The organism is Streptomyces purpurogeneiscleroticus (assembly GCF_020024005.1).
In the GTDB taxonomy this organism is placed as follows: Bacteria; Actinomycetota; Actinomycetes; order Streptomycetales; family Streptomycetaceae; genus Streptomyces; species Streptomyces purpurogeneiscleroticus.
Genome location: NZ_NHSG01000330.1, coordinates 25,243 through 38,076, shown reverse-complemented (window position 1 = coordinate 38,076; position 12,834 = coordinate 25,243). Strand labels below are relative to the sequence as shown.

Annotated in this window: 11 protein-coding genes and 1 pseudogene; 9 read left to right on the top strand and 3 right to left on the bottom strand. The window is 71.0% G+C overall.

The annotated features are described in order from the left end of the window. From CCS38_RS21795 to rplI, 3 genes and pseudogenes are all read left to right on the top strand, one after another. Positions 1 to 129, top strand: a pseudogene (locus CCS38_RS21795) (single-stranded DNA-binding protein); the annotation flags it as partial. A gap of 121 nt (positions 130 to 250) precedes the next feature. Continuing rightward, on the top strand, positions 251 to 487 hold the full coding sequence (gene rpsR, locus CCS38_RS21790) for a 30S ribosomal protein S18 (RefSeq protein ID WP_003978893.1): 237 nt from the start codon (positions 251 to 253) through the stop codon (positions 485 to 487). An 18-nt stretch (positions 488 to 505) separates the two neighbouring features. Then, on the top strand, positions 506 to 952 hold the full coding sequence (gene rplI, locus CCS38_RS21785) for a 50S ribosomal protein L9 (protein ID WP_223734983.1): 447 nt from the start codon (positions 506 to 508) through the stop codon (positions 950 to 952). A 184-nt stretch (positions 953 to 1,136) separates the two neighbouring features. Here the strand turns inward: rplI and CCS38_RS21780 are convergent, their stop codons facing one another. Next, a complete protein-coding gene (locus CCS38_RS21780) occupies positions 1,137 to 2,474 on the bottom strand; it encodes an MATE family efflux transporter (RefSeq protein ID WP_223734982.1) in 1,338 nt (445 codons plus the stop codon). Between the two features lie 485 nt (positions 2,475 to 2,959). Between CCS38_RS21780 and dnaB the strand changes: the two genes are divergently transcribed. The 4 genes from dnaB (at position 2,960) to CCS38_RS21760 (ending at position 8,730) form a co-directional block, all read left to right on the top strand. Continuing rightward, on the top strand, positions 2,960 to 4,414 hold the full coding sequence (gene dnaB, locus CCS38_RS21775; RefSeq protein ID WP_223734987.1) for a replicative DNA helicase: 1,455 nt from the start codon (positions 2,960 to 2,962) through the stop codon (positions 4,412 to 4,414). 76 nt (positions 4,415 to 4,490) lie between these two features. After that, positions 4,491 to 5,924 (top strand): serine hydrolase domain-containing protein, encoded by a 1,434-nt coding sequence (locus CCS38_RS21770; protein WP_223734981.1) that lies wholly within the window; start codon positions 4,491 to 4,493, stop codon positions 5,922 to 5,924. 208 nt (positions 5,925 to 6,132) lie between these two features. Beyond that, positions 6,133 to 7,284: a pyridoxal-phosphate-dependent aminotransferase family protein gene (locus tag CCS38_RS21765; protein WP_223734980.1), complete on the top strand. Its 1,152-nt coding sequence runs from the start codon at positions 6,133 to 6,135 to the stop codon at positions 7,282 to 7,284. A 558-nt stretch (positions 7,285 to 7,842) separates the two neighbouring features. Then, on the top strand, positions 7,843 to 8,730 hold the full coding sequence (locus CCS38_RS21760; RefSeq protein ID WP_223734979.1) for a TetR/AcrR family transcriptional regulator: 888 nt from the start codon (positions 7,843 to 7,845) through the stop codon (positions 8,728 to 8,730). Here CCS38_RS21760 and CCS38_RS21755 read toward each other — a convergent pair. Together CCS38_RS21755 and CCS38_RS21750 are read right to left on the bottom strand one after the other, a co-directional pair. Then, positions 8,714 to 9,166, bottom strand: a complete 453-nt coding sequence (locus tag CCS38_RS21755) for a GNAT family N-acetyltransferase (protein ID WP_223734978.1) — start codon at positions 9,164 to 9,166, stop codon at positions 8,714 to 8,716. The two genes, CCS38_RS21760 and CCS38_RS21755, sit on opposite strands and share 17 nt — an antisense overlap. Positions 9,167 to 9,287: 121 nt before the next feature. Continuing rightward, positions 9,288 to 9,848: a DUF2269 domain-containing protein gene (locus CCS38_RS21750; RefSeq protein WP_223734977.1), complete on the bottom strand. Its 561-nt coding sequence runs from the start codon at positions 9,846 to 9,848 to the stop codon at positions 9,288 to 9,290. Positions 9,849 to 10,024: 176 nt separating this feature from the next. On the opposite strand from CCS38_RS21750, the gene CCS38_RS21745 reads away from it, so the two are divergent. Both CCS38_RS21745 and CCS38_RS21740 read left to right on the top strand, forming a co-directional pair. Then, complete coding sequence (locus CCS38_RS21745) at positions 10,025 to 10,666, top strand: HAD family hydrolase (RefSeq protein WP_223734976.1); 642 nt, start codon at positions 10,025 to 10,027, stop codon at positions 10,664 to 10,666. Between the two features lie 400 nt (positions 10,667 to 11,066). Further along, on the top strand, positions 11,067 to 12,578 hold the full coding sequence (locus CCS38_RS21740) for a globin domain-containing protein (RefSeq protein ID WP_223734975.1): 1,512 nt from the start codon (positions 11,067 to 11,069) through the stop codon (positions 12,576 to 12,578). Positions 12,579 to 12,834: the final 256 nt, after the last annotated feature.

The window sequence follows — 12,834 nt, the reverse complement described above, 5'->3', positions numbered from 1 at the left end:
GGCGGCGGGGCTCCCGCCGACGACCCCTGGGCGACCGGTGCTCCTGCAGGCGGTGGCCAGCAGGGTGGCGGCGGTGGCGGCTGGGGCGGTGGCTCCGGCGGCGGCTACTCGGACGAGCCGCCCTTCTAGGCACGTACGTCTGGCACGTACACGCGGGGCTGTTTCACGTGAAACACGGTTTCACGTGAAACGTGGTCCGGCGGCCTGAGGGCGCCAGCACAAACTTCTTGAAACTCACTGGAGAGAGACAATGGCGAAGCCGCCTGCTCGCAAGCCGAAGAAGAAGGTTTGCGTGTTCTGCAAGGAGAAGATCTCCTACGTCGACTACAAGGACACGAACCTGCTGCGGAAGTTCATTTCCGACCGCGGCAAGATCCGTGCCCGCCGGGTCACCGGCAACTGCACCCAGCACCAGCGTGACGTCGCCACGGCCGTGAAGAACAGCCGTGAGATGGCGCTGCTGCCCTACACCTCCACCGCGCGATAAGGGAAGGGTGACCGAAACATGAAGATCATCCTCACCCACGAGGTCTCTGGCCTCGGCACCGCCGGCGACGTCGTTGACGTCCGTGACGGTTACGCCCGTAACTACCTGGTCCCGCGCGGTTTCGCGATCCGCTGGACCAAGGGCGGCGAGAAGGACGTAGAGCAGATTCGCCGCGGTCGCAAGATCCGCGAGATCGCGTCGGTCGAGCAGGCCAACGAGGTCAAGGGTCAGCTCGAGGGCGTCAAGGTGCAGCTGGCCGTTCGCGCCGGCGACGCCGGCCGCCTGTTCGGCTCCGTCACCCAGGCCGACATCGCCTCGGCGATCAAGGCCGCCGGTGGTCCGGACGTCGACAAGCGCCGCGTTGAGGTCGGTTCGCCGATCAAGACCCTGGGCGCGCACCAGGTCTCCGTGCGTCTGCACCCCGAGGTTGTCGCCAACCTCGGTGTCGAGGTCGTCGCTGCCTGAGTGCAGCCCGATCGCACGGCCTGATCACGGGGTCGCGGGCAGCAGGCGCTGACCATGGCCCAGTGACCGAGTCACGCTGAAGGGGCCGCATCCTTCCGAGGATGCGGCCCCTTCGGTCGTTCGGAGCCAGCCGCGCAGTCCGGCGGGCGCGGCGGTTGTCGATGGATACCGCCCGTGCTCGCCCTCAGCGGGCCGCGCCGGTCACGATCCAGCGGCCGGAGCGGGTACGGACCCACAGGGTCACCATCCGTACGGTCATCATCAGCGCCATCGACCACCACAGCGCGGTCAGCCCGCCGCCCAGCACCGGTACCGCCAGCGCCACGGGCGCGAAGACCGCCAGCGTGACGAGCATCGCCCCGGCCAAATACGGCCCGTCCCCCGCGCCCATCAGTACGCCGTCGAGGACGAAGACGATGCCGGAGACGGGCTGGCTCACCGCGACCACCAGCAGGGCCGGCAGCAGAACGTCCTTCACGGCCGGGTCGGCGGTGAACAGCGGAATGAACAGCGGCCGGGCCAGTGCGACCAGGATGCCGAGCACCACTCCGGAGGCGATCCCCCACTCGACCATGCGCCGGCAGGCGGCCTTCGCGCCGTCCACATCTCCCGCACCCAGATAGCGCCCGATGATGGCCTGACCGGCGATGGCGATCGCGTCCAGCGCGAAGGCCAGCAGCGACCACAGGGTCAGGATGATCTGGTGGGCGGCCACATCGGCGTCACCGAGCCGCGCGGCCACCGCCGTCGCGATCATCAGGACGGCGCGCAACGAGAGGGTACGCACCAGCAGCGGCACGCCGGCCTGTGCGGAGGCGCGGATGCCGGCGGCGTCGGGGCGGAGCGAGGCGCCGTGCCGCTTGGCGCCGCGTACGACGACGGTGAGATAGACGGCCGCCATGCCGCACTGGGCGATGACGGTGCCCCAGGCGGAGCCGGCGATGCCCAGGCCGGCGCCGTAGACCAGGCCGATGTTCAGGACGGCGTTGAGAGTGAAGCCGCCGATCGCGACATACAGCGGGGTTCTGGTGTCCTGCAGGCCGCGGAGCACGCCGGTGGCGGCGAGCACGACGAGCATCGCGGGGATGCCGAGCGAGCTGATGCGCAGGTAGGTGGTGGCGTACGGAGCGGCGGTGGTGGACGCCCCGAAGACATCGACCAGCCAGGGAGCGGTGGGCAGTACGACGGCGATCACGGCGGCGCCCAGGAGGAGGGCGAGCCAGATGCCGTCCATGCCCTGGCGAATGGCGGCGGAGAGATCGCCGGCGCCGACCCGGCGGGCGACGGCCGCCGTGGTCGCGTAGGCGAGGAAGACGAAGACCGAGACGGCGGTCGTGAGGAGGGCCGCAGCGACGCCGAGCCCGGCCAGCTGCGGGGTGCCGAGGTGGCCGACGACGGCGCTGTCGACCATGACGAAGAGGGGTTCCGCGACGAGCGCGCCGAACGCGGGGAGAGCGAGTGCGATGATCTCGCGGTCGTGCCTGCGGCCGGTGCGCCGGGGCTTCGCGGGAGCCTGTGTCATGCACTCAATCTAATCTTCCACAGGTAAGAGACACAACTAGGTTCCGCTCCTTACTCTTCGGGGCTCGAGGCGCTCTTCTCCCCAGCGGGTGACGCGATCTTGAACAGGTTGCCGAAGTTTTTCTTCCCCACAGGCTATGGACGAAGAAGGTGCAGGTCAGAGGTGTCGAGCGGGGGTGATTGTGTGTTTGTCCACACCGATTTCCCCCGCGCCGTGCACAGGAACCGGGGGGTTCTCCACAGGTTGGGGGCGATCGTCCACATGGCCTGTGGATAACCAGATTGGCGGACGGTGCCCGGCGGCCTACCGTTGTGCGGCGCCCCCTCCCCGTGTCGGTCCCTGGATTCATCCGAACTCGTCGCGCCGTAAGCGGAGTCGGGTGTCTCGATTGTCAGAGCCGTGCCGTAAGAAAGAAGGGCACAGCAAGGTCCGCGTCGCGGACGGGAGGAGGTGGCGTGGTGAGCGTGCCTGAGCCCATGCAGCCCATGGAGGACCCCTGGGCCGACTCCGGCCCCGGCGACCGGCTGCCCGCCCGCTCCCGCCGGAGCGACGGCAAGGGACGCGGCCGCGAGGACCGGTTCGACCGCGAGGACGGCGAGGGTGCGTGGTCCGGCGGCTTCGAACGGGTCCCGCCGCAGGACCTGGACGCCGAGCAGTCCGTGCTCGGCGGCATGCTGCTCTCCAAGGACGCCATCGCCGATGTGGTGGAGGTCCTCAAGGGCCACGACTTCTACCGCCCGGCGCACGAGCTGGTCTACCAGGCCATCCTCGACCTGTACGCCAAGGGCGAGCCGGCCGACCCGATCACCGTCGCCGCCGAGCTGACCAAGCGCGGCGAGATCGGCCGGGTGGGCGGCGCGTCATATCTGCACACCCTCGTACAGTCCGTGCCGACGGCCGCGAACGCCGAGTACTACGCGGAGATCGTTCACGAGCGGGCGGTGCTGAGACGGCTCGTCGAGGCCGGCACCAAGATCACACAGATGGGTTACGCCGCCGACGGCGACGTCGACGAGATCGTCAACAGCGCCCAGGCGGAGATCTACGCCGTCACCGAGCAGCGCACCAGCGAGGATTACCTCCCGCTCGGCGACATCATGGAGGGCGCGCTCGACGAGATCGAGGCGATCGGCTCCCGCCAGGGCCAGATGACCGGCGTCCCCACCGGCTTCTCCGACCTCGACTCGCTGACGAACGGCCTGCACCCCGGCCAGATGATCGTCGTCGCGGCCCGTCCGGCGATGGGTAAGTCCACGCTCGCGCTGGACTTCGCCCGGGCATGTTCGATCAAACACAACATGCCGAGCGTCATCTTCTCGCTCGAAATGGGCCGCAACGAGATTGCGATGCGTCTGCTGTCCGCCGAGGCGCGGGTGGCACTGCACCACATGCGCTCCGGCGCGATGACGGACGAGGACTGGACCCGGCTGGCCCGCCGGATGCCCGACGTCTCGGCCGCGCCCCTCTTCATCGACGACTCGCCGAACCTCTCGATGATGGAGATCCGGGCCAAGTGCCGCCGCCTCAAGCAGCGGCAGGACCTGAAGCTGGTGGTCATCGACTATCTGCAGCTGATGCAGTCCGGCGGCTCCAAGCGCGTCGAGAGCCGTCAGCAGGAGGTCTCGGACATGTCCCGTAACCTCAAGCTGCTCGCCAAGGAGCTGGAGCTCCCGGTCATCGCGCTCTCCCAGCTGAACCGTGGCCCTGAGCAGCGTACGGACAAGAAACCGCAGGTCTCCGACCTCCGTGAGTCGGGATCGATCGAGCAGGACGCCGACATGGTCATCCTCTTGCACCGCGAGGACGCCTACGAGAAGGAGTCCCCGAGAGCGGGCGAGGCGGACATCATCGTCGGCAAGCACCGAAACGGCCCCACCGCCACCATCACCGTCGCTTTCCAGGGCCACTACTCCCGCTTCGTGGACATGGCACAGACCTGAGCGGCCGCGAGAGCGACCTCGCCGAATCCCCGGGCGCGGGACGGAAGTTCCGCGCTGCTCTGCGAGCATGAGGGGCATGACGGAGTGGCGTGGTGTGGCGGTGTCTTCGGACGAGAATCGCGAGGGTGCAGGGCTGTTGCCGAGCACCCGGCGGGAGCTGTGGCGGCGGCTGGCCGTAGGGCAGGCGAAGGGGCGGGCGCCGTCCATGGTGGGGGCGGTCGTACGGGACGGGCAGCCGGTGTGGCTGGGGCTGCGCGGAGCGGTGGACGGCGCGGTGCCGCACGCCGACATGCAGTACCGCATTGGTTCGCTCACCAAGACGTTCGTGGCGGTGCTCGTCCTGCGGCTGCGGGACGAGGGACTGCTCGGGCTGGCCGATCCGCTGGGCAAGCACCTCGACGGTACGCCGGTACCCGACGCCACGGTCGCGCAGCTGCTTTCGCACAGTGCCGGGCTGGCGGCCGAGGCGCGCGGACCGTGGTGGGAGCGGACGCCGGGCCTGCTGCGGCCGGGGCCGGCCGACCTCTTCGGTGAGCGGCCGCGCCGCCACCCGGCGGGCCGCCGGCACCACTACTCCAACCCCGGATACGCGCTGCTGGGCGCGCTCGTCGAGCGGCTGCGCGGTGGCGAGCCCTGGGGTGAGGTGCTGCGCCGGGAGGTGCTGGAGCCGCTGGGGATGACGCGTACGACCCTGGACCCGGTGGCGCCGCACGCGGCCGGCTGGGCCGTACATCCCTGGGCGGACGTGCTGCTGCCCGAACCGGCCGAGGACACCGGGCGGATGGCGCCGGCCGGCCAGCTGTGGTCGACGGTGTCGGACCTGTGCCGGTGGGTGGCGTTCCTGGCCCGAGGCGACGAACGGGTGCTCGGCGCAGCGAGCGTGGCGGAGCTGCGGACGCCCGCCGTACCGGCGGAGGGCGACTGGAGCACGGGGTACGGCCTGGGGCTGCAGCTGCTGCGCACGGACGACGGCCGGGTGCTGGCCGGGCACACAGGCTCCATGCCGGGCTTCCTGGCATCCCTGTGGGTCGGTGCGGACGCCGGTACGGACGAGGGCGTCGCGGGTGTCGCGCTGGCCAACTGCACGTCGGGCCCCGCAGTGAGCGGGATCGCCGCCGACTTCGTACGGATCGTGGCCGAGCGGGAGCCGCGGATTCCCGAGCCGTGGCGGCCGCTGGCCGGGCCGCTGGACGAGGAGCTGCTGGCGCTGACCGGGCCTTGGTTCTGGGGCGCCGCTCCGTACATTCTGCGGCTGCGGGCGGCCCGGGAGCTGGAGCTGAGCCCCATGTCCGGCGGGGGCCGCAGCTCGCGGTTCCGGCCGGCGGAGGACGGGAGCTGGACGGGCCTGGACGGTTACTACGCGGGGGAGACGCTGCGCGCGGTGCGGGCCGGGGACGGTTCGGTGAGCCACCTGGACCTCGGCACGTTCGTGTTCACCCGCGCGCCGTACGAGCCGTCGGCGCCGGTGCCGGGCGGCGTCGACGCGGGCGGCTGGCGTACGGAGGGATGAGTTCAGAGGAGTGAGCCCGAGGGGTGGGCTCGGAGGGGCGAGGACGCCGGGGAGGGCGGTGACGGCGGAGTCGGCTGGCGGGATGCGTGGGGGCCGCGGGCAGCGGGCGCCGGAATCGAGGTCATGGGGCGGACGTACAGTCGAGCCAGATATCAGGAGTGCCCGGGAACCGCCGTCGTGCGGGGCCCGCTACCGCTGGAAGGCCACTGTGACTGCCGTGAACGATGCGACCGCGACCGCGAACTCCGACGCCCCGGTGCTGCTCGACCTGCCGCCGCTCACCGCGGCGCACTTCGCGCGGATCGAGGACAAGGTCGCCGCGCTGATGGGGACCGAAGCGGACGTCGTGGCGATGCAGGGCGAGGCGCTGCTGCCGCTCGAGGCGTGCATCCGCTCGGCCGTACGGCCCGGAAGCACCGCTCTGAACGTCATCACCGGGCCGTACGGCGAGACCTTCGGCGGCTGGCTGCGGTCCTGCGGCGCCGAGGTGGTCACGATCACCGCCCCGTTCACCGGCGCGGTCTCGCCGCAGCAGGTCGCGGACGCGCTGCGGGAGAACCCCGCCATCGACTTCGTGAGCCTGGTGCACGCCGAGGCCGCGACCGGCAACACCAACCCCGTCGCCGAGATCGGCGCGGTGGTGCGGGAGCACGGCGCACTGCTGATGCTGGACGCGGTGGCGTCGGTGGGCGCGGAGCCGCTGCGTACCGACGAGTGGGGTGTGGACCTCTGCGTCATCGGCGGGCAGAAGGCGCTGGCGGGACCGGCCGGGGTCTCGGCCGCTTCGGTGAGCGCCCGTGCCTGGGAGCGGATCGCCGCCAATGAGCAGGCGCCGCGCCGGTCCTACCTCTCGTTGCTGGACTGGAAGGAACGCTGGATCGACGGCGGCCGTACGGCGCTGCCGCACGCGCCGGCGCAGCTGGAAATGCTGGCGCTGGAGCAGGCCGTGGACCGGGTGAACGACGAGGGGCTGGACGCCGTCATCGCCCGCCATCGCGCGGCCGCGGCGTCGACGCGGGCGGGCGTACGGGCCCTGGGAGGTCTGTCGCCGTACGTGGTCCGCGACGAGGACGCCGCACCGGCCGCTACGACGCTCCGGGCGCCGGAGGATGTGGACGCCCGCGAGGTCGTGGCCGCGGCGCTGGCTGCGAACGGTGGCGTTCCGCTGCAGGCCGCGGCCGGGGCGCTGGCCAAGGAGATGATCCGGCTGAACCATTACGGCCGGGCGGCGGACCGTGGAGTGGTCCTGGCCGCGCTGTCCGCGCTGGGCGAGGGGCTGCGGACGCTGGGTGCCGAGCCGGACACCGAGGCTGCCCTGGAGGCGGCGAGGGCCGCATGGGATGCGGTGATCGGCGGCTGAACGGGGCCGAGTGAGCCGCGGGGGAGGCGTCGGAGGGTCGATGTAGGCCATTCGAGTGGCTGAGGGGCCTGTGGGCCGAGAGATGGTCTGAGTGGGGCCGTGTTTCACGTGAAACACGGCCCCACAGTCATGTGCGCCAGAGGGCGAGTCGGAGCCGGGCGAGGAAGCGGAATGCATGTTCTCCAGGGGGAGGCGAGCATTCGCTGGCAATTCACCTGAAAACGGAGCGCTGGGCCCCCTAAGTGCCCTAATTTATGGGCGAGTTGAGTACTGCGCGGGCAGGGCGCCCGGAGGGGCCGCCGCGGAGGGCGAGTCCCGTGTGGCGGCGAGCTTGCGGCCGGTTCACGGCCGGCCGCCTCGGGGGTGGTCCAGCCACGCCTCCGTAAACGGAGGGAGTAACCCGTTTCTGTTGCAGTTTTTCGTCGGCTCTTTTCGGCGACGCGCCGGATGCGCGGTTGTCGATCATGCTTTTAGCGGCCCTTAGAATCGGAACGCCCGGCCCGTTTATCTGCGTGGTTTCCGGGACAGAGGCGCAGCCGTTTCGAGGAGGTCGGGAGAATGCCGGAGACCGGTTCCGCCGCATTGCGTGCCGACGCGCGACGTAATCGAGCGCTCGTGTTGCAGGCAGCCCGTTCCGCCTTCGAGGAACGCGGGTTGACCGTTCCGCTTGGAGAGATCGCGCGGCGCGCGGGGGTGGGGGCGGGCACCGTTTACCGTCATTTCCCTTCCAAGGACGCCTTGTTCAGGGCCACGGTCGCGGACCGGCTGCGGCTGTTCACCGATACGGCGCGGGACTTGGCCGATGTACCGGACCCGGGCGAGGTCTTTTTCCGGTTCATTTCCTCGGTGGTCAGGCTGGTCGCGCAGAACAAGGCGATGTGTGCCGCGCTGGAAGGGACCGCAGTGGTCGATGTGCGCCCTGTAATGCCGGGCCTGGAAGAGGAATTCTGGTCGGCGCTGGACGTGCTGCTGATCAGGGCTCAGCGGGCCGGCGCGGTGCGTAAGGACGTGTCCATCGCCGATGTACGGGTGCTGTTGACCGGGTGCATGGCCATGGAAGTCCGCCGGTCAACGGCGTCCGGCGGACCGGAAACTGGGCCGGGGGACGAGCCGGCGGGGGAATCGGCGGGTGACGTGGATTCCCCGGCCGATATGAGGGTGGCGGACGGTGTATCGGGCCGTATGACGGCCCTGATGTGTGACGCACTGCGAGCCGGGCGGGACGTAACGAAACTCCCGTTCGAAGCCGCAGAAAATAACGAAACTGTGTGCGAAGAATGCGGCGGACCTGTGCAAATGGCGCATACCGGCCGACCCGCCCGCTACTGCGGCGGGGCCTGCCGGCAGAAGGCGCACCGGACCCGGTCCAGGTCCCGTTCCGAAGGCGCCGCAGCCCCTGAGGCGGCGCCCGCCGACGAGTCCACCGAGGTCACAGCTGGCGCTTGAAGCCCAGGTGGGAGGCGTCGAAGCCGATCCGCTCGTAGAACCGGTGGGCATCGACGCGAGTGGCGTCGGAGGTCAGCTGCACCAACTCGACGCCGAGCGCCCGGGATTCCTGCACTGCCCAGTCCATGAGCCGGGTGCCCAGGCCGGTCCCCCGCTCCTCGGAGTGGATGCGCAGGCCCTCGATGATCGACCGGGTGGCACCGCGCCGCGAGAGCCCCGGAATGACGGTGAGCTGGAGCGTCCCGACGACGCGGCCGGCGCGTTCGGCGACGACCAGGTGCTGGTTCGGGTCGTCGGCCAGCCGCTTGTACGCCGTACGGTACGGAGTCAGGTCGTCCGGGGACTCGCGGGTGGCGCCCAGTGCGTCGTCGGCCAGCAGCGCCACGATGGCGGGGAGGTCCGCTTCGGCCGCCCGGCGGATCTTGAAATCGCTCATGGCCGCGACCATATGCGGTACGGGGGCCGCGTCCCAGGGGTAGTACACGTCGCACACGCCACGCCGCTCCGGAGCGCGCGGCGCGGACCGCAAACCCGTCAGGCCGCCGGCCTGGAGTGATTCACCGCACGACCGCCCGCCGGGCCCTCTCCGGCCGCCGCCCGCGCTCCTCGCGCAGGCGGCGGCCGCGGGCTGTCGGCCCCCAGGGCTTCAGTACGGAGATCGCGGTCAGGAAGACGTACAGCGCGAGCGCGACGGCCGGTGCCACGACGAGATCGGTCTCGGGCGGTACCGGCCGGCCTGCTGTCACCGCGCCGGCCGCCGCGCCGATCTGCGTACGCAGCGCGAGGGTGGTGGCGACGACCGCGCCCAGTGTGAGCCAGAACTTGGTGACCACCCACCGGTGCCGGGCCAGCCCCCACGGCGTGCCGAGCGACAGGACGAGGCCGGAGACCAGGGTGAGCAGCGCGAGCGGGATGATCAGCCAGTCGATGAAGATCTTCATCGAGCGGTAGGCGGCCGCGGCGAGATCCGAGGTGACGTCGGAACCGGCGGCGCCGCCCGCGGTCGACGCCGCGATGCCGAGCGCCAGGAGGCCGAGCGTGAGCCCGAGCCAGCCGACGGAGACGACGACGTGGACGACGAGGGTGGCCCGGCGCGCGGGACGGCTGAGCTGCTGCATGTCCCCACCATCGCGCCCGGTGGCCCGCGGCGCGTCTGACGGCGGGAGTATCCGCCCGTACGCGCGGACGAGTACGGCGGGCTGTAACGGCCGGAGCCGACATCTGTACCGGCCGGAGTCGGCCGACGCGGCCCCGGCCCGCCCGTCCCGCGGTACGACCGCCTACCCTCGCCCCCATGGCCAAGCTGCACCTCTTCGACCTGGACGGAACGCTGCTCTACGGGTCCGCCGCCGCCGTGGAGATCGCGCGGCAGCTCGGGCTGGAACGGGAGACCGGCGAGCTGGAGCGCGCCTTCGCCGCCGGTGAGCTGACTCCGCCGCGCTTCGCTCAGCTGGCCTGCGACCTGTGGACCGAGCTGACGCACGCCCATGTCGAGGCCGCGTTCGAGGCGGCGCCCTGGCTGGCCGGCATCCGGGACGTGTGGGCCGACATCCGCGAGCGCGGGGAGCACTGCGCGGTGATCTCCCTCTCCCCGTCGTTCTTCGTGGACCGGCTGCTGGGCTGGGGCGCCGACGCGGCGTACGGCTCGCGCTGGCCGGACGTGCCGTTCCGGGAGCGGGTGGACCCGGCCGGCATCCTGTCCGCCGGTGCCAAGGTGCGGATCGCCGACGAACTCTGCGCGTCGTTCGGGCTGAGCCGGGCCGAGTGCGTGGCGTACGGGGACTCCCGCTCCGACGCGGAACTGTTCGCGGCCCTCCCGGCGTCCGTGGCGGTGAACGCGGACCATCACGTCAGCGAACTGGCGACCTTCGCGTACGCGGGACGGGACCTGAGGGAGGCGTACGCGCTGACGCTCGGCGGGAAGGCCGGCGGGTGAGCCCACCGGCTCGCGCCACCAGCCACGCCACCGGCCGGTTCACCCGGAACTCACCAGGGCTTCACCTGGACGTCGGCGGGCTGCCGCGGAACGGGGCTTGTAGATTCGTCCGCTCCCGGTATGGTCGACTCCGATTCATCGGGCGGGCGCGCCGTGGGATATCCCGGCGTACGTCCGGAGTCCGCCAGCCTACCGGCAACGCACAGTGCGTTACCGGGACTTCAGGCTGTTCGTCCGTACGTACGGGCGCGGGCTGACATGCTGCGGAGGCGTGCGGAGACGGGAACTGCGTTGGGTGTGACACGAGTCGGAGCTGCCCGCTTTCGCGGGTATTGCCCGGCTGGCGGTTGCCGATCAAGAATGCGAAGACGTTCCACGACCGTTCGAGGCGAGGCAGACCATGGACGCTCCGACCACCGCGTCGGCCGGTAACGGCGCCGACGGTGACAGTGGCGCATGGAGTTGGTTCACTCCCTCTCCCGCCAAGTCACCGGAAAAGCCTACCGAGTCGGCCGAAGCCGCCGAATCAGTCGAAGCAGCAAAATCGGCTGAATCAATCGAAGCAACCGAAACAAGCGAATCAACAGTCGGCCAGGCCGCTCCTCCGACCGCTCCCCGTACGGCTGCTCAAGCCGCTCCGGAAGCTGCTCCCCGGGCCGGCGGCCGGACCGCCACGCTCCCGCCCCGCCGTGAGGTACCGGCTGCGGCCGGGCCTGTGCCGGAGTCCGCGCTGGAGGCGTCGGTCCGTACGCAGCAGCCCGCCGCGGCCGAGGCGTCCGCCGACGCGCTGCTCATCCGGCGCACGATGGCGGAGATCGAGCCGGTGGCGGACCAGGTCACCTCGTACTTCTACGCGCTTCTCTTCGTCCGCCACCCCGACCTGCGCCAGCTCTTCCCGGTCTCCATGGACGAGCAGCGCGACCGGCTGTTCAAGGCGCTGCTCACCGCCGCCCAGCGGGTGGACGACGACGCGTCGCTCACCGAGTTCCTGGCGCACCTCGGCCGCGGCCACCGCAAGTACGGCACGCTGCCGGAGCACTACCCGGCCGTCGGCGAGTGCCTGCTCGGCGCGCTCGCCCGGTACGCCACGCTCAGCTGGGACGGCGAGGCCGAGGCCGCCTGGATCCGCGCGTACACCAAGATTTCGCAGGTCATGATCGACGCCGCCGCCGAGGACGAGGCCACCGCGCCCGCCTGGTGGGACGCCGAGGTGGTCGCGCACGAGCTGCGCACGCCCGACGTCGCGGTCGTCACGGTGCGGCCGGACCAGCCGTACCCGTTCCTCGCCGGGCAGTACACCAGCGTGGAGACGCCGTGGTGGCCGCGGGTGTGGCGGCACTACTCCTTCGCCTGCGCGCCGCGCTCGGACGGCCTGCTCTCCTTCCACGTCAAGGCGGTACCGGCGGGCTGGGTCTCGAGTGCGCTGGTGCACCGGGCGCGGCCGGGCGATGTCATCCGGCTCGGCCCTCCGGGCGGATCGATGACCGTCGACCACACCACCGACAACGGCCTGCTGTGCCTGGGCGGCGGGACGGGCATCGCGCCCATCAAGGCGCTGGTCGAGGATGTCGCCGAGCACGGCCGCCGGCGTCCGGTGGAAGTGTTCTACGGTGCTCGCAGTGATCATGACCTCTACGACATCGACACCATGCTGCGGCTGGAGCACGCGCATCCCTGGCTGTCCGTACGCCCGGTGATCTCCAGCGGGCCGACGGGCGGTGTGTACCGGAGCATCAGCGGGCGACTGCCGGACGCGGTACGGGAGTACGGTCCGTGGGGCGAGTACGACGCGTATGTGTCGGGGCCGCCCGGCATGATCCGCAGCGGTGTGGACGCGCTGGTAGGCGTCGGCGTCCCTTCGGACCGTATCCGGCATGACGCCGTTGAAGAGCTTGTCGCGGCGGGAGAGTAGTACTTGAGCACCGAAGACAGCAGCCGCTGGGGTTACTCGCGCGAGCCCGTGGGCCCGTATCCGGACGAGTACGCGGTCCAGTACCCGGACCGGTACGCGAGCGAGTACCCGGATGTCTACACCTACGAGCCGGCCGCCCCGGCCGCGCCCACGCACGAGCGGCTCAGACCGACTGATCCCACGCACGAGCGGCCCGGTCCGGCTTCGCAGGCGTACGAGCAGCCGGCCGCACGGCCGGTGCCCAGCTGGGCCGTCG

Excerpts from the sequence above, each read along its gene's own strand:
- rpsR (WP_003978893.1), top strand. The coding sequence starts at position 251 with ATGGCGAAGCCGCCTGCTCGCAAGCCGAAGAAGAAGGTTTGCGTGTTC.
- rplI (WP_223734983.1), top strand. The coding sequence starts at position 506 with ATGAAGATCATCCTCACCCACGAGGTCTCTGGCCTCGGCACCGCCGGC.
- CCS38_RS21780 (WP_223734982.1), bottom strand. The coding sequence starts at position 2,474 with ATGACACAGGCTCCCGCGAAGCCCCGGCGCACCGGCCGCAGGCACGAC.
- dnaB (WP_223734987.1), top strand. The coding sequence starts at position 2,960 with ATGGAGGACCCCTGGGCCGACTCCGGCCCCGGCGACCGGCTGCCCGCC.
- CCS38_RS21770 (WP_223734981.1), top strand. The coding sequence starts at position 4,491 with ATGACGGAGTGGCGTGGTGTGGCGGTGTCTTCGGACGAGAATCGCGAG.
- CCS38_RS21760 (WP_223734979.1), top strand. The coding sequence starts at position 7,843 with ATGCCGGAGACCGGTTCCGCCGCATTGCGTGCCGACGCGCGACGTAAT.
- CCS38_RS21755 (WP_223734978.1), bottom strand. The coding sequence starts at position 9,166 with ATGAGCGATTTCAAGATCCGCCGGGCGGCCGAAGCGGACCTCCCCGCC.
- CCS38_RS21750 (WP_223734977.1), bottom strand. The coding sequence starts at position 9,848 with ATGCAGCAGCTCAGCCGTCCCGCGCGCCGGGCCACCCTCGTCGTCCAC.
- CCS38_RS21745 (WP_223734976.1), top strand. The coding sequence starts at position 10,025 with ATGGCCAAGCTGCACCTCTTCGACCTGGACGGAACGCTGCTCTACGGG.
- CCS38_RS21740 (WP_223734975.1), top strand. The coding sequence starts at position 11,067 with ATGGACGCTCCGACCACCGCGTCGGCCGGTAACGGCGCCGACGGTGAC.